This window comes from Rathayibacter sp. VKM Ac-2805 (assembly GCF_009834265.1).
In the GTDB taxonomy this organism is placed as follows: Bacteria; Actinomycetota; Actinomycetes; order Actinomycetales; family Microbacteriaceae; genus Rathayibacter.
The window spans coordinates 308,862-326,723 of the sequence record NZ_CP047185.1 but is presented as its reverse complement, the minus strand read 5'-3'; the positions used below and the strand labels follow the sequence as shown (position 1 = coordinate 326,723).

Genomic DNA, 17,862 nt, shown 5'->3' with positions numbered 1-17,862 from the left:
GCCTCGACTGCGACAACTCCTGAGCACTCGCGAGCCCTCACCCGGAGCCCCTCCCCCCACTGTCCAGAAGTCGTCGCACTCGGCGTCGACTGCGACAACTCTTGGGCACTCGCGGACCCGCAGACGCGAGCCGGTCGCCACTGCTCCGAAGTCGCCGTACTCGCGCTCCAGTACGGCCGCTTCCGCGTGGTCGCGAGCCGCCGGGCCTGTCCCAGCGGTCGTCGCCGAGTGCGCAGAAGTCGTCGCACTCGAGCTCGAGTGCGACAACTCCTGGACAGTCGCGGGAGCCGGAGGAGAACGGAGCGGGAGCCGGAGGAGAACGGAGCGGGAGCCGGAGGAGGACGGAGCGCGAGCCGGCGAGCGCCCCCGGACCCGCGAGCACGGCCGCGCACCTGGGAAGTCAACGGGCGGACGCCGCCCTCCGCCCCGCCTAGCCTCCGAGGACGGCCCCCGCCGCCTCCCTCGACCCCTGGAGCCCCTCCGTGACGCATCACGAGCACAAGCACGCCGCCACCCCCACCGCCGCCACCCGGACGCCCGCGCCCGCGCCACTCACCCCCGCACCCTCCGCCTCCTCCCGCCCGGAGCCCCGCGCATGAGGGTCACCGACACCAGCGACCTGTGGTGGCGCACCGCCGTCTTCTACAACCTCGACGTGAAGACGTTCATGGACTGGGACGACGACGGCGTCGGCGACCTCGAGGGCCTCGTCCACCGGATCGACTACCTGGCCGAGCTCGGCGTCAGCTGCCTCTGGCTCGCGCCGTTCTACCGGTCCCCCGGCCGCGACAACGGCTACGACATCAGCGACTTCTACGGAGTGGACGAGCGCTTCGGGCATCACGGCGACGTCGTCGAGGTGATCCGGACGGCCCACGACCGCGGGATGCGCGTGATCGTCGACCTCGTCGTCAACCACACCTCGGACCAGCACCCCTGGTTCCAGGCCGCCCGCTCCTCCCCCGACAGCCCGTACCGCGACTACTACGTCTGGCGCGACGAGCCGCCCGCCGATCAGCCCGCGAACGTGTTCCCGGACGCGGAGGACGGCGTCTGGTTCCGTGACGAGGAGGCGGGCCAGTACTACCTGCACCACTTCTACCGGCACCAGCCCGACCTCAACACCGAGAACCCGGCCGTGCGCGACGAGATCGCGAAGCTCATCGGGTTCTGGCTGCAGCTGGGCGTCGACGGCTTCCGGGTCGACGCGGTGCCGTACCTGATCGAGCCCGGCGCCCGCGACGAGCACGAGTGGCTGCGCCTGCTGCGCCGCTTCGTCTCGCGGCGCTCCGGCGAGGCGATGCTGCTGGGCGAGGTCAACGTGACCCGCGAGGAGCAGCTCGGCTTCTTCGGCGGCGAGGACGCGGACGAGCTGTCGATGCAGTTCGACTTCATCGGCAACCAGCGCCTCTACCTCGCGCTGGCCCGGGAGGAGGCGGCGCCGCTCGTCGAGGCGCTCGCGAGCCGCCCCGAGATCTCCGTCGGCAGCCAGTGGGCGAACTTCGCGCGCAACCACGACGAGCTCACCCTCGACCAGCTGAGCGACGACGAGCGCGACGAGGTCTTCGCGGCGTTCGCTCCGGAGCAGTCGCAGCGGATCCACGGGCGCGGCATCGTCCGCCGCCTCCCGCCGATGGTCGACGGCGACCCGCGCCGCGTCCGCCTGGTCCACAGCCTGGTCTTCTCGCTGCCCGGGACCCCGGTGCTCTACTACGGCGAGGAGATCGGGATGGGCGAGAACGCCGACATCCCGGGCCGCAGCGCCGTGCGGACCCCGATGCAGTGGAGCAGCGCCGCCAACGGCGGGTTCTCGCGCGCCGACGCCGCCGACCTGATCGCCGCCCCTCCCGGCGGCGGCTTCGGACCCGAGCACGTGAACGCGGCCGCGCAGCTCCAGGATCCGGACTCCCTCCTGGCCCACGTGAAGGGCCTCGCCTGGCTGTACCGGCGGTCGCCGGAGATCGGCTGGGGCGAGTACACGCACCTCCCCTGCGACGAGCCGAGCGTGCTCGCGCACCGGATGTCCGCGTCGACCGGCACGACCGTCGCGGTGCACAACCTGGCGTCGAACCCGCGCACGGCGCACCTGACGCTCCCCGACACCCCCGCCGGGGCGCGGCTGGTCGACTCCCTCGGCGGCGAGTCGCTCCCGCTCGGCGAGGACGGCGCCGTGTCGGTACCCCTCGACGGCTACGGCGCGCGCTGGTTCCGCGTGGTCACGGAGGAGTCGCGCCGGCTGGTCTGAGCGGCGTGCCGGCCTCCGGACGTCGTTCCGCAGGCCGCTCGTCGCGCGCCCGCCGCTCCCACCCGAGAGTCCGGAAGTTGTCGCAGTCGACCTCGAATGCGACAACTTCTGGAGTCTGGCGGTGGAGTGCACGCGTGCAGCGACCGCGCTCGATTCGCGCTCAGCTCGGTCGGCTCGACTCTCCGAAAGTCGTCGCAGTCGACCTCGAGTGCGACAACTACTGGAGTCTCGAGAGAGGCGGAGCAGCGAGACGGGTGGACGAGAGCGCGCTCCAGACGAAACGTTGCACACGAGCATCCGAAGCCCGGTTGACGACGCCACGTCCTCCCGCCTACCGTGAAGCGCAACGTTTCGCCCGCCGCCGCACCAGGAGGATCCGCATGGCCCCCACTCCGCCGAGCCACCGCGTCCTCGCGAGCGGCGGCCGCATCCCCGCGATCGGCGCCGGGACGTTCGGCTCCGACCGCTACGACGCCGAGACCGTCGGCCTCGCGGTCGAGCACTCCCTCCGCGCCGGCTTCCGCCTCCTCGACTGCGCCACCGTCTACGGCAACGAGCCGCGCGTCGGCCGGGCGATCGCCGACTCCGGAGTCGACCGCGACGAGCTCTTCGTCATGTCGAAGATCTGGAACGACGCGCACGAGCCCGCGGCGGCCGTCGCCTCCGTCGAGCGCTCGCTCGCCGATCTCGGCCTCGACGTGCTCGACGCCGTCTTCGTGCACTGGCCCTTCCCCAACCACCACCCGCCGCACGCCGAGACCGACGCGCGCGATCCGCACGCCCGCCCCTACATCCACGAGGCGTTCCTCGAGACCTGGTGCGCGCTCGAGAGCCTGGTCGACCGGGGCCTCGTCCGGCACCTCGGCACCTCCAACGTCACGATCCCCAAGCTCGAGCGGATCCTCGCCGACGTCCGCATCGCCCCGCAGCTGAACGAGATGGAGCTGCACCCCTGCTTCCAGCAGCCGGAGCTGTTCCGCTTCTGCCTCGACCACCGCATCCAGCCGATCGGCTACTCGCCGCTGGGCTCGCCGTCGCGGCCCGAGCGCGACCGGGTGGAGGGCGACATCGTCGACATCGAGCACCCCGCGGTGCGGGCGATCGCCGACGAGCGGGGCGTGCATCCGGCCGTCGTGTGCCTCGCCTGGGCGGTGAACCGCGGCCAGATCCCGATCCCGTTCGCGGTGAAGCCGGAGCAGATCGAGGCGAACCTGGCCGCCGCCTCCCTGGTGCTCACGGCCGAGGAGCAGGAGGCGCTGCGCGGCGCCGAGCGCAACAACCGGCTGATCAAGGGCCAGGTCTTCCTCTGGCCCGGCAGCACCGGCTGGCTCGACCTGTGGGACGCCGACGGCACGATCCCGGGCTGGAGCGGCTACGGCTCGCCCCGCGCCACCCTGTGACGTGGCCACCTACAAGGACCTGCAGCGGCTGACCGGCCTCTCGCTCTCGACCATCTCGAAGCACTACAACGGGCTCCCCGTGCGCCCCGAGAACCGGGCGGCGATCGAGGCGGCGGCCGCCGAGGTCGGCTTCCGGGTCAACGGCTTCGCTCGAGGCCTGCGCTCGCGGCGCTCCCGCACGGTCGGAGTGCTGCTGCCCGCCCTCGACAACGAGTTCCACCTCTCGATCATCGCGGGCCTCGAGCGGGCCCTGCGCGGAGAGGGCATCGGCGTGCTGGTCGGTGTGAGCCGCCCCGAGCCGGGAGCCGCGGTCGACCTGCTGCTCGAGAAGATGGTCGACGGGATCGTGGCGGTGCCGTCCGCGGGCGACGTCGACGCGCTGCGCCGCGCCTCCGAGCAGGGCACCCCCGTGGTGGCCGTCGACTGGATCGACGACGCACTGGTCACCGATCGCGTCGCGCTCGACAACGCGGGCGCCGGCGCCTCCGCCGCCCGCCACCTCCTCGACCACGGCCACCGCTGGATCGCGGTGCTCGGCGGGGAGGACGGAGTGTCCTCCACCCGGGAGCGGACCGCCGGCTTCCTCGCCGCCCTGGCCGAGCGCGGCGTCCACCCCGCCGCCGACGCCGTGGTGCGCGGCCCGCTGACGGTCGAGAGCGGAGTCGCCGCCGTCGAGCGGATCCTCGCCCTGAGCCCCCGGCCGACCGCCCTGTTCGCGAGCAACCGCGAGCTGACGGTCGGCGCCCTGATCGCGCTCGGCGACTCCGGACTGCGCGTGCCGACGGACCTCTCCGTCGTCGGCTTCGACAACGTCGAGCTGGCCCGCGTGGTCCGCCCGCACCTGACCACGATCGCCCAGCCGACCGAGGCGATCGCCGCCGAGGCCGCCGCCCTCGTCCGCCTCCGCCTCGACTCCGGGGCGGAGCAGCCCGGTCCCCAGGAGCGGAGGCTCCCCGGCCGCCTGCTCGCCGGCTCGTCCGTCGCCCACCTCCACGACCTCTAGGAGCTCCTCTTGCTGACCACGACCCTCCTCCACCCCGAGATCCTGCACGCACTCGCCCGCGCGGGCCACGGCTCCCGCGTCCTCATCGCCGACGGCAACTACCCCGTCGGCACCACGCTCGGACCGAACTCCGCGCTGGTGCACCTGAACCTCCGGCCCGACATGCTGACCGTCGACGAGATCCTCGACGCCCTGCTCTCGGCGATCGTCGTCGAGGAGGCGACGGTCATGACGCCCGCGCCCGGGATCGACGTCCCCGCGCAGGACGCCTTCCGCCGGTCCCTCGACGGCGTCCCCTTCACCTCGCTCGAGCGGCACGCCTTCTACGCCGAGGCGCGCACGCCCGACGTCGCGCTCACCATCGCCTCGGGCGACCGCCGCATCTACGCGAACCTCATCCTCACGATCGGCGTGCGCCCGGCCGACGCGTCCTGAGCGAGGGGCGGGCGGGGCGTCGTCCCGCCCGACCCCGCTCCCTGAGAGTCCACGAGGCGTTCTCACGGCCGGCATCCCTACTCTGGTCGGCGTGGATCTCGACACCCTCCTCAACATCGGCCTCGTCGTGCTGTTCGTCCTCCTCGGAGGCGTCTTCGCGGGCACCGAGATGGCCATCGTCAGCCTCCGCGAGAGCCAGGTCCGCGCGATCGAGGCCGGCAGCGAGCGCGGCCGGCGCATCGCCGAGCTCGTCCGCAACCCCAACACGTTCCTCTCCGCGGTCCAGATCGGCGTCACGCTCGCCGGCTTCTTCTCCTCGGCGTACGGCGCCTCGACCATCGCGCCCGACCTCGTGCCGCCGCTGCAGTCGCTCGGCCTCTCGGCCTCCGCCGCCTCGACCGTCGCCCTGATCCTGATGACCCTCGTCATCGCGTACCTCTCCCTGGTGCTGGGCGAGCTGGTCCCCAAGCGCCTGGCGATGCAGAAGTCCGTCGCGTTCACCAAGGCCCTCGCGCCCCCGCTCAACGCCCTCGCGCGCCTGATGCGCCCCGTGATCTGGCTGCTGTCCGTCTCGACCGACGCCGTCGTCCGCCTCCTCGGCGCCGACCCGCGCGAGAAGGGCGAGAGCGTCTCGGCCGACGAGGTGCGCGACATGATCTCCAGCAACACCGAGATCCACGAGGACAGCCGCCGGCTGCTCACCGACATCTTCCGCGCGGACGACCGCCGCGTCGCCGAGGTGATGCGCCCGCGCCCGGACGTCGACTTCCTCCGCGGCGCGCTCAGCGTGGCCGAGGGCTACGCGGCGGTCCTCGACCAGCCGCACTCGCGCTACCCGGTGGTCGGCGACGACTTCGACGACGTGCTCGGCTTCGTCCACGTGCGCGACCTGATGTCCGCGTTCCCGGAGGCGGGCCGCGCCGGCACCGCGAGCAGCGTCGCCGACATCACCCGCCCGATCCTCGCGGTCCCCGGCACGACGAAGGTGCTCGCGGCCCTGCGCACCATGCGCCAGGACGGCCACCAGATCGCCGTCGTCATCGACGAGTACGGGGGAACCGACGGCATCATCACGCTGGAGGACCTGCTCGAGGAGCTCGTCGGCGAGATCTACGACGAGTACGACGGCGCCCGCCAGGCGGTCGACGCGAAGGCGGCCGAGCAGCTGCACGACGTCGACGGCGGGATGATCCTCGAGGACCTGGCGGAGCAGCTGGGCATCGAGCTGCCCGAGGGTCCGTACGAGACGGTCGGCGGATTCGTCCTCGACCGGATCGGGCGTGTGGCCGTGGTGGGCGACTCCGTGCTCGTCGGCGACCACCTGCTCCGCGTGGCCGAGACGGACCGCTACCGCATCTCGCGGCTGACCCTCGTGCCGCAGCCCGCGTCGGAGCCGAGCCCGCCGACGGCGCCCGCCGCCTGACGGGCGACCGGCCGCGCCTAGGGCAGAGGGCCCTCCACCCAGCGCGTGGCGGCGCGGCCGCGGGCTCCGGGCTGCGCGATCCACAGTCCGCCGGCGTGCGGATGACGCGCCCGCTCGTCCGCCGAGAGGTCGCGTGATGCGGAGGTGACGACCGCGATGTCCAGGTCCTCCCCCGCGAAGGCGATGCTGGAGGAGTGCGGGGCGTCGATCCTGATGCCCTCGCCCTCGACCGGGCTGCCGTCGGCCTCGAACACGCGGACGCCGCTCCCGCCCCAGACCGCGACCCACACGCGGCCGTCCGCGTCCACGGTCAGCCCGTCGGCGAACACGCCCTCCTCGAGCTCGACGAAGGGCTCCCGCGTGCCGTGCTCGCCGTTCGCGTAGGAGCGGCGGCGGATCACGCCCGACTCGGTGTCGGCCGAGTACAGCACGGAGCCGTCCGGCGAGAAGCCGAGCCCGTTGGAGAGCCGCAGGTCGTCGTCGAGCACGGTGACGGATCCGTCGCGCTCGATGCGCAGCAGGACGTCGTCGCCCGCCGACTCGCCGAGCGTCAGCGAGCCGACGAGGAGGCGCCCCTGCGGGTCGATCGTGCCGTCGTTGAAGCGGTGCCCCTCCGGCAGCAGCTCGGAGCCGCGGGTGAGGGAGCCGTCGACCTCGAGGATCGCGAGCCGTCGGGTCAGCGCGACCAGCGTCCGGCCGTCGCCCAGCGGCAGCGCGGCGCCGACCTGCTCGCCGACGTCGGTGCGCGAGATCGCCCCGATCCCCTCCGCGGTGACGGGGGCCGACAGGACCGCGCCGGCCTCGATGTCGACCCAGGTGAGGCGGGCGGTGTCCGGATCCCAGACGGGCGCCTCGCTGAGGACGTAGGTGGGGGTGCCCGCGGGCGTCGCGTCGATCATGCCCCCACGCTAGGCCGAGGAGGCGGGCGGTGTCAGGCCCCGCGGGACGGATCCGGGCTCGCGTCCACCGCGCCGCGCTCCGGATCCGGGTGGGCACCGACCCCCGGAATACACCCGCTCGGCGGTCGGTGACAAGGGGTGAATAGCCCGGCGATATGGAGCCGCCCGCGGGTCTAGTGTCGTCTCGCCGCGCTCGGGACAGCGTTCCTCCGCAACGACGCCGGGGCGACAGGAAGGCGCTCGCCATGTCGACATCCACCAGTCCGCGCGGCCCGGTCCGGAGCCTCGTGCCCGCCCGCATCGACAGGCTCCCCTGGACCCGCTTCCACTGGTCGATCGTCGTCGGCCTCGGCTTCTCGTGGGTGCTGGACGGACTCGAGATCCAGATCGTCGCCTCCGCCGGCTTCGCGAAGGAGTTCGGGCTCTCGGCCTTCGAGGTCGGCCTGCTCGGCACGATCTACCTGTGCGGGCAGATCGCGGGCGCCCTGATCTTCGGGCGGCTGAGCGACAAGCTCGGGCGGCGCAAGCTGTTCATCCTGACGCTCGTCATCTACCTGGTCGCCAGCGGCCTGGCGGGGCTCGCGCCGAACTACGTCTTCCTCGCCGTGTTCCGCTTCTTCGCGGGCATGGGGATCGGCGGCGAGTACGCGGCGATCAACTCCGCGATCGACGAGCTCATCCCCTCCAAGTACCGCGGCCGCGTCGACATCGCGATCAACGGCACCTACTGGGGCGGCGCGGCTCTGGGCTCCGCGGCCAACCTGTTCTTCCTGAACGACGCGCTCTTCGCCGAGAACGTCGGCTGGCGCCTCGGCTTCTTCCTCGGCCCGATCCTCGGACTGGCGATCATCTACCTCCGCCGCCACATCCCCGAGAGCCCCCGCTGGCTGATGACGCACGGCCGCGAGGAGGAGGCGGAGCGCACCGTCGACGAGATCGAGCGCCGAGTGGAGGCGGAGGGCGGCGTGCTCGAGCCGGTCGACGACTCGAAGGCGATCACGGTGAAGGCGACCGAGAGCATCCCGTTCCGCACCATCGCCGGTGTGCTGCTGAGGCAGTACCCGAAGCGCACGCTGGTGGGCGCGACGATGATGATCACCCAGTCCTTCCTCTACAACGCGATCTTCTTCACCTATGCGCTGGTGCTCGAGAACTTCTACGGGGTCGAGCAGAGCGCGATCTCGTACTTCTTCTTCCCGTTCGCGATCGGCAACCTCGTCGGGCCGCTGGTGCTCGGGCACCTGTTCGACGTCTGGGGCCGGCGGAAGATGATCTTCCTCACCTACGGCGTCTCGGGAGCGGTCCTGGCCGTCTCGGCGGTCCTCTTCAGCATGGACGTCCTGACCGCGACGACGCAGACGATCCTCTGGTGCGTGTCGTTCTTCTTCGCCTCCGCGGGAGCCTCGAGCGCCTACCTCACCGTGAGTGAGATCTTCCCGCTCGAGCTGCGCAGCCAGGCGATCTCGTACTTCTTCACCCTCGGCCAGATCGCCGGAGCGGTCGCGCCCGCCCTCTACGGCGCCCTGATCGGCGACGGCAGCGACCGCGGCCCGCTGACGATCGGCTACTTCGTCGGCGCCGCCGTGATGATCCTCGGCGGCGTGATCGCCCTGCTCTTCGGCGTCGACGCCGAGCGCCGCAGCCTCGAGGACATCACCGAGCCCCTGTCGACGGTGAAGTCCTGAGGGACGGCTCGCCCTCTCCCTCCCGCGAGATGCCACTTGTGACGCTCCCTGGCGGCGTGTCGCCCTCACAGGTGGCATCTCGCGAGCGGAGCCGGGCGGTGGTGGGCGGCGGTCGTCAGTGGGCCGGGCGGTAGCCCGTCCGGTCGTCGGGGGTGATCGCGCGGAGGACGCGGGCGGGGACGCCGGCGGCGATCGTGAGCGGAGGGACGTCGCGGGTGACGACGCTGCCCGAGCGGCGGGCGGTGTCCGGATCCCAGACGGCCCCTCGCTCAAGACTGAGGCGGGGGTGCCCGCGGGCGTCACGTCGATCATGCCTCCACGCTGGGTCGTTGCGTCGGGGCGCCGCCGGGTACTGAGGTGCCGCCCTTTCCCAGAACATGCCACCTGTGACGGTGTTCCTCGGCCTGTCCCGGACGCAGATGGCATCTCGCGGTCACCGGGCGCGCAGTCAGGGGTCGGCGCGCCCGAGCGCATCGACTCCTCGGCGACAGCGTCGCGCTGAGAACACGACGAGGAGATGGAGAACCGGCCATACAGAGAACATCGCCGCGAAACCCGGCAGTCGGGCGACGTCGACCGTTCCTGTGGAGAGCGCATCGAGACAGGCGTACGCAATCACCGACACGACCCAGGACGGGAGCGGGGCTGCGTAAGCGTGACTCTCGGTGGCCTCATGAGAGCGGCGACAGGTGGTCAGCGCGGAGGCCGTAGCTGCTACGACCAGATACAGAACGAATCCGACCATGAGCGCGCCCCCGAGGAAAGGAGCGGCAGCGAAGGTCACGGCGACCACCAGCGCTCCGATACCCGCGAAAGCCACAAGGGTCCTCATCGAATCGCCTCTCAGTTTCAACTCCTGATGGTGAGATTACTCATGTTCTTCTGGAAGATCGACCATTGACCGGCTGCCCCGGTCAGGTAGGCGGGCCTGCCGAAGCCCCCCGGATTGTCGTTGACGATGTAGCCGTGGACACTAAGAGTGAAGGTTCCCTCACCTGGCTTCTTGAAGAAGGCGAAGGTTATTCGAGAGCCGAGGCCATCCACATGACCCTCGGCTGAATCGAACATGAAAGAGTAGGTGGGCTCGTCTGGGAAGGGCCCCACTCGCTCTTGATTGAAAGTACAGTGAAGGTTCATCAGGCCGATACTCAGGGGTAAGTCCCCTCCTGCAGCGGGAAAATCTCTTGGCGCCCCGGGTACGGGGAAATAGCAGTTGAAGCATCCGTGAAGAACCTTCTGCGCCACTCCCGGAGTTGTAGAGCCGATCCCATAGTCCATGGTATAACTCCATGCGGGATCGGCTACGAGAGGGTACCTAACATCTTCCGGACTCTCGATGATTTGACGTAGATAGTCTCCATCTACCTCAAAATGCGTTGAGACATCAGCACCCGATGCGTCTCTCGCCCAGGGCTTCTCCACATAAAGAGTCTTCCCGTTCTCGAGGAAAAGATAAACACTTCCATCGACGTTGTCGAGATGACTCTCGATGTGGAAGGAAACCCGCATCTCATCGAGATGCTCGGAGTTGTACGTTGAGAAGAGAATCTGCGCTCCCGTCGGAGTGGAACGGATAGCAGTCGCAAACTCGTTATTAGGCGTTGAGAACAAAGTGAAGTCGTCTTGCGCGGAGCGCTCCTGCTCCGCGCCTGAACTCAAAGCCAGATCAACGGAAGAAGTTTGATCGATAGTGGTCACAGAGACAGCCGGACCAGCAAGACCCTCGAATGCAGTAGAGCTCGGGCCGAGACTTATAGTGGTTTCAGGGGATGATGGAAGCAGGAGTTCGCCCGCAAGTGATTGCATGAGAACGATCGGATCGCCGCGCACGTCTGCTGGCTGACCTGCCGCCACAGGGGCTCCGATACCGACGGCGACGAGTAGTGCCACAATTGCCTTGGACTTTCTTAACCGCATAAAGCTCCTATGATTGTTCGGAGATAATGCGACCTATCCTCACATCCCGGGGGCATCGATCGTCGAGATGGCGCCCTATGGAGCCTCATGGCACGCTGCGTTGATCGAGATGCTCTTCGTCTCGGTGACGCCAGCTCGGCCACGCGCCTTCGGTCAGTGGCTGGGGCGGTAGCCCGTCCGGTCGTCGGGGGTGATCGAGCGGAGGACGCGGGCGGGGACGCCGGCGGCGATGGTGAGCGGAGGGACGTCGCGGGTGACGACGCTGCCCGAGCCGATCACGGCCCCGTCGCCGATGGTGACGCCCTGGTTGATCGTGACGCCGCCGCCGATCCAGACGCCGTCGCCGACGACGACCGGCTTCGCAGTGCAGGCGCCGGCGGCGCGCTCCGCCGGGTCGAGGGCGTGGTTCGACGTGTAGATCGAGACGCGCGGGCCGAACAGCACGTCGTCGCCGATCGTGATGGGGGCGCCGTCGAGCAGGATGCAGTCGAAGTTCGCGTAGAAGCGGTCGCCGATCGTGATGTTGAACCCGAACTCGCAGCGGAACGTCGGCTCGAGGTGCGCGTCCGCGCCCACCGAGGCGACGAGCTCGCGGAGCAGAGCCTCCCGCTCGACCGATGGGCGCCCGAAGCTCGCGTTGTACGCGTTCGAGGCGAGGACCGCCCGCTCACGCGCGGCGACGAGCTCGGGGGTCATGTCGTCGTACACGGCGCCGGTCAGGATGTGCGCGCGCTGGTCCTCGAGGGTCATCGTCGTCCGTTCGTCGGTGTCGGCGCCCCGACGGGCGCCCGCGCCCACGCTACGGGGCCGCCGCGCGCCGGAACACCGCCTCCTCCGCCGACGCACCGCTCCTGCCGCGGTGTCTCGATGACGGAGCGGCGTCTCGGCGGCATCCCGCAGCAGGAGCGGCACCTCGGCGCCGCCACGCCCCCGCCGCGCAGCAGGCGTCAGCCCACGTGCACGCCCGGCCGGCGGTCGCGGCGGGACTCCGCGCGGCGGAGGACCTCGCGGGTGACGGGGGCGACCTCGCCGGTGCCGGTGATGAGGAAGCGGAACATGTTCGAGAGGGGGCCGCCCTCGGTCCACTCGAAGTAGACGTCCGGGATCACGCCGGTGAGGTCGCGGATCTCGAGCAGCACCGTGGCGATGGTGTTCGGGATGTTGCCGCTGGTCACCATGAGCACGCGGAAGCCGTGGCAGACGCGGCCCTGCACGACCAGGTCCTCCTCGAAGTCGGAGGAGTCGGTGGTGTGCACCTCGAGGAAGAGCACCGGCCCGCGCATGGGCAGGTTGCTGTCGCGCTGCTCCTCCGCCAGCTTGTCCCGGTACTCGGCCTCGGAGCCGTCGTCGGGCTCGTTCGCGAGGATGCGGATCACGCCGTAGTCGTCGGCGTCCGTGGTGAGGAAGTCGATCGCGGCGGCGTCGAACACCACGGAGGTGGCGCGCAGCTGGAACGAGCGGTGCACCCGCGAGACGAGCGAGACCGCGAGGATGCCGACGATGAAGACCGCCGCGATCCGCACGCCGTCGGGCCGCTCGATCACGTTGACGACCGTCGTGTAGACGAAGACCAGGGCGATGACTGCGAAGCCCACCGCGCGCTTGCGCTGCTTCTTCCGCTTCGCCGAGAGGAACACGGCGACGGACGCGGAGGTGATCAGCACCAGCACGCCGGTCGCGTAGGCCCCGCCCTGCGCGTCGACGTCGGCGCGGAAGAGGATCGTGATGACGAAGGCCACGACGGTGAAGACCAGCACGAGCGGACGCACGGCGCCGGCCCACTGCGGCGCCATGCCGTAGCGGGGCAGGTAGCGCGGGACGATGTTGAGCAGGCCGGCCAGGGCGGAGGCGCCCGCGAACCAGAGGATGCAGATCGTCGCGACGTCGTAGACCGTGCCGAAGCCCTCGCCGAGGTACTCGTGGGCGAGGTAGGCCAGCGCGCGGCCGTTGGCCTCGCCGCCCGGCTGGAACTGCGCCTGCGGGATGAGCAGCGTGGTCACGAAGCTCGAGGTGATGAGGAACGCCGACATCGTGACGGCGGCGGTGATGAGCAGCCGCTTCGCCCCGCGGATGCGGCCGACCGGGGCGTCCTCGGTGTCGCCCGCGTCGCCTCGGATCTGCGGCATGACCGCGACCCCGGTCTCGAAGCCGGAGAGCCCGAGCGCGAGCTTGGGGAACACGATGAGCGCGATGCCGACCATGACGAGCGGATTCCCGTGCTGGGTCGTGAGCGCCGACCACCAGTCGCCGATGACGACGGGGTTCTCGGCCACGTGCCCGATCGCCACGGCGATGACGATCGCGTTGAGGAGGAGGAACACGGCCACGAGCACGACCGCGATCGAGATGGCCTCGCGGAACCCGCGGAGGAACACGATCCCCAGCAGGGCGATCAGGCCCAGCGTGAGCGGCACCTCCGCGCCGTGGAACCAGGCGGGAGCGAAGGGGTTCTCGACCGCGTGCGCCGTCGCGTCGGCCGCCGAGAGGGTGATCGTGATCATGAAGTCGGTCGCCGCGAACCCCAGCAGCACGAGCACGAAGAGCTTGCCGCCCCACCAGGGCAGCAGGCGCTCGAGCATCGCGATCGACCCCTCGCCGCGGAAGCTCTCGCGGGCCACGCGGCGGTAGACGGGGAGTGCGCCCAGGAGTGTCAGCACCACCAGGACGATCGTCGCGAGCGGCGAGACCAGGCCCGCGGCGAGCGCCGCGATCGCCGGCTGGTAGCCGAGGGTGGAGAAGTAGTCGACGCCCGTGAGGCACATCACCCGCCACCACGAGTGCGTCTTGGCGGTGGCCGCGTGGGGGCCCGGGTGGGCTCCGGAGTCGTCGCGGAGGCCCTCGAGGAGCCACGCCTTCACCCCGCCCGCGCGCGCGGAGGAGAGGGGGGAGGGTTCGAGGGCGTCGGGGTCGCCACGGACGACGGAAGAGGTCACTGGATGTTTCTACTCGCCGTGAGGAGCGCGCCCGCCCTGAATGAGCGGATCCTCACGCTTTCCTCACGGGTAATCGGCTGTGGAGGGACGTCGGCGCGCGATCCCGCGTCGTGAGGGGGTCGTGAGTGTCGCGCGAGCGGATCGTGCGGATCGGGTCGGGGCCCGCCTGCATTCCGTCAGGACCCCCTCGGATGCCGCCGTCACGGGCCGAGGATGGCGCTCGTGCACCTGCTCCTCCGCCTCCTCGACGCCGGGCCCCGCTGGGGCCGCCACACCGTCGGCTCGAGCCGGTACGGCGTCGTCCGGAGCGAGCTCGTCGTCTTCGCACCCGGCACCTCCCTCGAGGAGCGGAGGCTCCTCCGCCTGCACGCGGCCGGTCCGCAGCTGGTCCTCGCCGCGATGACCGCCGGAGCCGTCGGGACGCTCGCCCTCGACCGGCTGTCGCTCCTCCTGCTGGCCGCGCTCGCCCTGCCGACCGCGTCGCTCCTGCTCCTCTCGGCCCGCTCCACCCGCCGCCTCCGCTGCGCCTGTGCCCGCCATCTCGTGATCGCGGACGTCGACTCCCCCGCCGTCGCCGAGCTGGCCTCGATCGCGGCCGCGCTGCGCCGGGCCGACCGGCTGCTCGATGCCGGCGTCCTCACCCCGCTCGAGCACGAGGAGGTGTGGGCCTGCGCGCACGACCGGGTGGCGGGCCGCGTGGCTGACCGCCGCTCCCAGCCCCGGGCGGGAGGATCGGCGACGTCCGCCACCGATGGGAGCACCTCATGACCACACCGCGCCGCGCACTGATCCTCGTCGACGTGCAGCAGGAGTACTTCAGCGGTCCGCTCGAGATCCAGTACCCGCCGCACGCGCAGTCGCTGCCGAGGATCGCCGCCGCTCTCGACTCCGCCGCCGCCGCGGGCCTCCCGATCGCCGTGGTCCAGCACAGCGCGGGCGAGGGGGCCCCGATCTTCGACCCGTCCGGCCCGTCCTTCGCTCTGCACCCGGAGATCGAGAAGCGCCGCTCGGACTCGTGGAAGAGCGTGACGAAGCAGTTCGGCACCGTCTTCGCGGGGACCGACCTGCTCGACTGGCTGCGCGAGCACGACGTCGACACGATCACCCTCGTCGGCTACATGACCAACAACTGCATCCTCGCCTCCGCCGCCGAGGCCGAGACCCACGGGCTCCGCGCCGAAGTCCTCTCGGACGCGACGGGCGCGATCGCGATCTCGAACGACGCGGGCTCGATCGACGCCCACTCCCTGCACACCACGCTGATGGCGCTGCTCAACTCCAACTTCGCCGCCGTCGCCCCGACCACCGTCTGGATCTCGGCGCTGAAGGGCGAGTACACGCTCCCGATGAGCAACCTCCCCGAGTCGGCGACCGCCGGCGCCGCCTGCTGACCCCGCTCCCCTCCGCGAGATGCCACTTAGGTACGCGACACGCCGTGCCGGGCGTACCGAAGTGGCATCTCGCGGAGGCAGGGAGGGCGGGGCGCCTCAGCGGAGGGAGGCGAGCACGGCCTCCAGCTCGTCGACGGCGAAGTCGATCTCGGCGGCGGTGACCACCAGCGGCGGCGCCAGGCGGATCGTCGAGCCGTGCGTGTCCTTGGCCAGCACTCCGCGGGCCATCAGGGCCTCGCAGACGGCGCGGCCCGAGGCGAGCCCCGGGTCGATGTCGATGCCGGCCCAGAGTCCGGCGCCGCGGACGGCGACCACTCCGCGGCCGATCAGCGCCTCGAGGCGGGCATGCAGCTGGGCGCCGCGCTCGCGGGCGAGGGCCTGGTACTCGCCGGTCGCGAGCATCTCGACGACCGCCAGGCCGACGGCAGCGGCGAGCGGGTTGCCGCCGAAGGTGGAGCCGTGCTGGCCCGGCTGCAGGACGCCGAGCACGTCGGCGTCCGCGACCACGGCCGAGACGGGGACGATGCCGCCGCCGAGCGCCTTGCCGAGCAGGTAGACGTCGGGGACGACTCCGACCAGGTCGCAGGCGAAGGTGGCGCCGGTGCGGCCGAGGCCGGACTGGATCTCGTCGGCGATGAAGAGGACGTTGCGGCGCGCGGTGATCTCGCGGACGGCCGGGAGGTAGTCGGCCGGCGGCACGACGATGCCCGCCTCACCCTGGATCGGCTCGATCAGCACGGCGACGGTGTCGTCGTCGATCGCGGCCTCGAGGGCCTCCGCGTCCCCGAACGGGACCGTGCGGAATCCGGGCGTGAACGGAGCGAAGCCGTCGCGCGCCTCCGCGTCGTCGCTGAACGAGATGATCGTGGTCGTGCGACCGTGGAAGTTGCCCGCCGCGACGATGATGTTCGCCCGGCCCGGAGCGACGCCCTTGACCCGGTAGCCCCAGGCGCGGGCGACCTTGATGCCCGACTCGACCGCCTCCGCGCCCGTGTTCATCGGCAGGACCATGTCCTTGCCGGCGAGCGCGGCGAGCGCCGTGACGAACGGGCCGAGGCGGTCGTTGTGGAACGCGCGGCTGGTGAGGGTGACGCGGCCGAGCTGCTCGCGGGCCGCCTCCAGCAGCACCGGGTGCGAGTGGCCGAAGTTCACGGCGGAGTAGGCGGCGAGGCAGTCGAGGTAGCGGACGCCCTCGACGTCGGTGATCCAGGCGCCCTCGCCGGTGGCCGCGACGACGGGCAGCGGGTGGTAGTTGTGGGCGGCGTGCTCCTCCTCCGCGGCGATGAGGGCGGCGGAGCGGGCGGTGTCGGTGTCGGTGATGCTCATGTCGTTCCTCCTGAGGGGACGATCGACTCTCCAGGAGTCGTCGCACTCGGCGTCGAGTGCGACGAATCGTGGACAGTGGAGGGTGGGTCGGCGCTGCGCAGGGGCGTCGCCGGCCGGTGGAGTGGGGTCAGCGGCGCAGCTCGAGCGTGCAGCACTTCACGCCGCCGCCGCCGAGCAGCAGCTCGGACAGGTCGACGCCGATCGGGTTGTAGCCGCGCTCGCGCAGCTGGCGCTCGAAGCCCGTCGCGCGGGAGGCGATGACGACGTTGAGGCCGTCGGAGAAGGAGTTGAGTCCGAGCACGGACGCGTCCTCCTCCGAGACGAGGATCGCGTCGGGGTAGAGCTCGCGGAGGGTGCGGTTGCCCTCCTCGCTGAACGCGCTCGGAAGGTAGGCGATGTTCGTGTCGTCGAGCACGGCGATCGCGGTGTCGAGGTGGTAGAACGACGGGTTCACGAGCTCGAGCGTGACGACCTCGCGGCCGAAGACGCGGGCGACCTCGGCGTGCGAGTCGGAGGCGGAGCGGAAGCCCGTGCCGGCGAGGATCCGCTCGCCGACGAGGAGGAAGTCGCCCTCGCCCTCGTTGATCTCCTCGGGGACGCGGACGTCGAAGCCGGCCGAGCGGAACCAGTCCATGTACGCCGGGCCCTCCGGCTGGCGCTCGGGGTAGGTGAAGGAGGCGCCGTAGGCGATGCCGTCGATCACGAATCCGCCGTTGGCCGCGTAGACCATGTCCGGCAGTCCGGCCTCGGGCTCGATCAGCTCGATGGTGAAGCCCAGATCGGCGTAGGTGTCGTAGAGGGTCTGCCACTGCCGGACGGCGAGGGAGGTGTCGGTGGGGACCTGCGGGTCCATCCACGGATTGATGCGGTAGACGACGGTGAAGTGCTCGGGACGGCACATCAGGATCGTCTTCGCGACGGGGGTTCGGGCGGGTGCCTCGGCGAGCACGGCGGTATCGGTCATTCGAGTCCTCCTGCGAAAGGATGCGGATGAGCGGACCGGGTCCAGTGGCTCCGTGCCCCGCGCATGACGCAGCGGGATGGAGCACGCTCGCGCCCAGTCTTGCACGCGCCGATCGTGCGGTTCTCGCCGTGGGGCGCACGGAACGCGCGTGAACGGTGGATGCGGCGCGGGAAACCGCCGCGGCTCTCGCGCGGGGCGCTGTTATGCCGCCGCGACTCTCGCCTTGAGGCGGCTTCCGGAG

At 70.9% G+C, this 17,862-nt stretch carries 14 protein-coding genes; 8 read left to right on the top strand and 6 right to left on the bottom strand.

What is annotated here, in order from left to right; all coding sequences use genetic code 11:
- Window positions 1-595 precede the first annotated feature (595 nt).
- The 5 genes from GSU40_RS01535 (at window position 596) to GSU40_RS01515 (ending at window position 6,506) form a co-directional block, all read left to right on the top strand.
- A complete protein-coding gene (locus GSU40_RS01535; protein WP_160033236.1) occupies window positions 596-2,245 on the top strand; it encodes an alpha-amylase family protein in 1,650 nt (549 codons plus the stop codon).
- Window positions 2,246-2,625: 380 nt separating this feature from the next.
- Window positions 2,626-3,645, top strand: coding sequence for an aldo/keto reductase (locus tag GSU40_RS01530; RefSeq protein ID WP_160033234.1), 1,020 nt, complete (start codon window positions 2,626-2,628; stop codon window positions 3,643-3,645).
- A 1-nt stretch (window position 3,646) separates the two neighbouring features.
- Window positions 3,647-4,648 (top strand): LacI family DNA-binding transcriptional regulator, encoded by a 1,002-nt coding sequence (locus GSU40_RS01525; RefSeq protein ID WP_160033232.1) that lies wholly within the window; start codon window positions 3,647-3,649, stop codon window positions 4,646-4,648.
- 9 nt (window positions 4,649-4,657) lie between these two features.
- The gene (locus GSU40_RS01520) at window positions 4,658-5,083 is read left to right on the top strand and encodes an RbsD/FucU family protein (RefSeq protein ID WP_104225080.1); all 426 of its coding nucleotides are present in this window, start codon (window positions 4,658-4,660) and stop codon (window positions 5,081-5,083) included.
- Between the two features lie 91 nt (window positions 5,084-5,174).
- A complete protein-coding gene (locus tag GSU40_RS01515) occupies window positions 5,175-6,506 on the top strand; it encodes a hemolysin family protein (protein WP_104355260.1) in 1,332 nt (443 codons plus the stop codon).
- Window positions 6,507-6,523: 17 nt separating this feature from the next.
- On the opposite strand, the gene GSU40_RS01510 is transcribed toward GSU40_RS01515, so the two are convergent.
- Complete coding sequence (locus GSU40_RS01510) at window positions 6,524-7,405, bottom strand: SMP-30/gluconolactonase/LRE family protein (protein WP_160033230.1); 882 nt, start codon at window positions 7,403-7,405, stop codon at window positions 6,524-6,526.
- Between the two features lie 245 nt (window positions 7,406-7,650).
- Here GSU40_RS01510 and GSU40_RS01505 point away from each other — a divergent pair, with 245 nt between their 5' ends.
- Window positions 7,651-9,090, top strand: coding sequence for an MFS transporter (locus GSU40_RS01505; RefSeq protein WP_160033228.1), 1,440 nt, complete (start codon window positions 7,651-7,653; stop codon window positions 9,088-9,090).
- A gap of 849 nt (window positions 9,091-9,939) precedes the next feature.
- On the opposite strand, the gene GSU40_RS01500 is transcribed toward GSU40_RS01505, so the two are convergent.
- The 3 genes from GSU40_RS01500 to GSU40_RS01490 form a co-directional block, all read right to left on the bottom strand.
- Entirely contained in the window at window positions 9,940-10,980 is a 1,041-nt protein-coding gene (locus GSU40_RS01500; RefSeq protein WP_160033226.1) for a hypothetical protein, read from the bottom strand.
- A 180-nt stretch (window positions 10,981-11,160) separates the two neighbouring features.
- Entirely contained in the window at window positions 11,161-11,757 is a 597-nt protein-coding gene (locus GSU40_RS01495) for a sugar O-acetyltransferase (protein ID WP_160033224.1), read from the bottom strand.
- Window positions 11,758-11,954: 197 nt separating this feature from the next.
- Window positions 11,955-13,865, bottom strand: coding sequence for an amino acid permease (locus GSU40_RS01490; protein ID WP_160036060.1), 1,911 nt, complete (start codon window positions 13,863-13,865; stop codon window positions 11,955-11,957).
- Window positions 13,866-14,162: 297 nt separating this feature from the next.
- Here GSU40_RS01490 and GSU40_RS01485 point away from each other — a divergent pair, with 297 nt between their 5' ends.
- Together GSU40_RS01485 and GSU40_RS01480 are read left to right on the top strand one after the other, a co-directional pair.
- Entirely contained in the window at window positions 14,163-14,708 is a 546-nt protein-coding gene (locus GSU40_RS01485) for a DUF6611 family protein (protein ID WP_160033222.1), read from the top strand.
- On the top strand, window positions 14,705-15,331 hold the full coding sequence (locus GSU40_RS01480) for an isochorismatase family protein (RefSeq protein WP_160033220.1): 627 nt from the start codon (window positions 14,705-14,707) through the stop codon (window positions 15,329-15,331). Before GSU40_RS01485 ends, GSU40_RS01480 begins: the two co-directional genes overlap by 4 nt.
- Before the next feature lie 96 nt (window positions 15,332-15,427).
- Here the strand turns inward: GSU40_RS01480 and rocD are convergent, their stop codons facing one another.
- Window positions 15,428-16,657, bottom strand: coding sequence for an ornithine--oxo-acid transaminase (rocD, locus tag GSU40_RS01475; protein ID WP_167299014.1), 1,230 nt, complete (start codon window positions 16,655-16,657; stop codon window positions 15,428-15,430).
- A 127-nt stretch (window positions 16,658-16,784) separates the two neighbouring features.
- Window positions 16,785-17,621, bottom strand: coding sequence for a dimethylargininase (gene ddaH / locus GSU40_RS01470; protein WP_159940103.1), 837 nt, complete (start codon window positions 17,619-17,621; stop codon window positions 16,785-16,787).
- Window positions 17,622-17,862 lie beyond the last annotated feature (241 nt).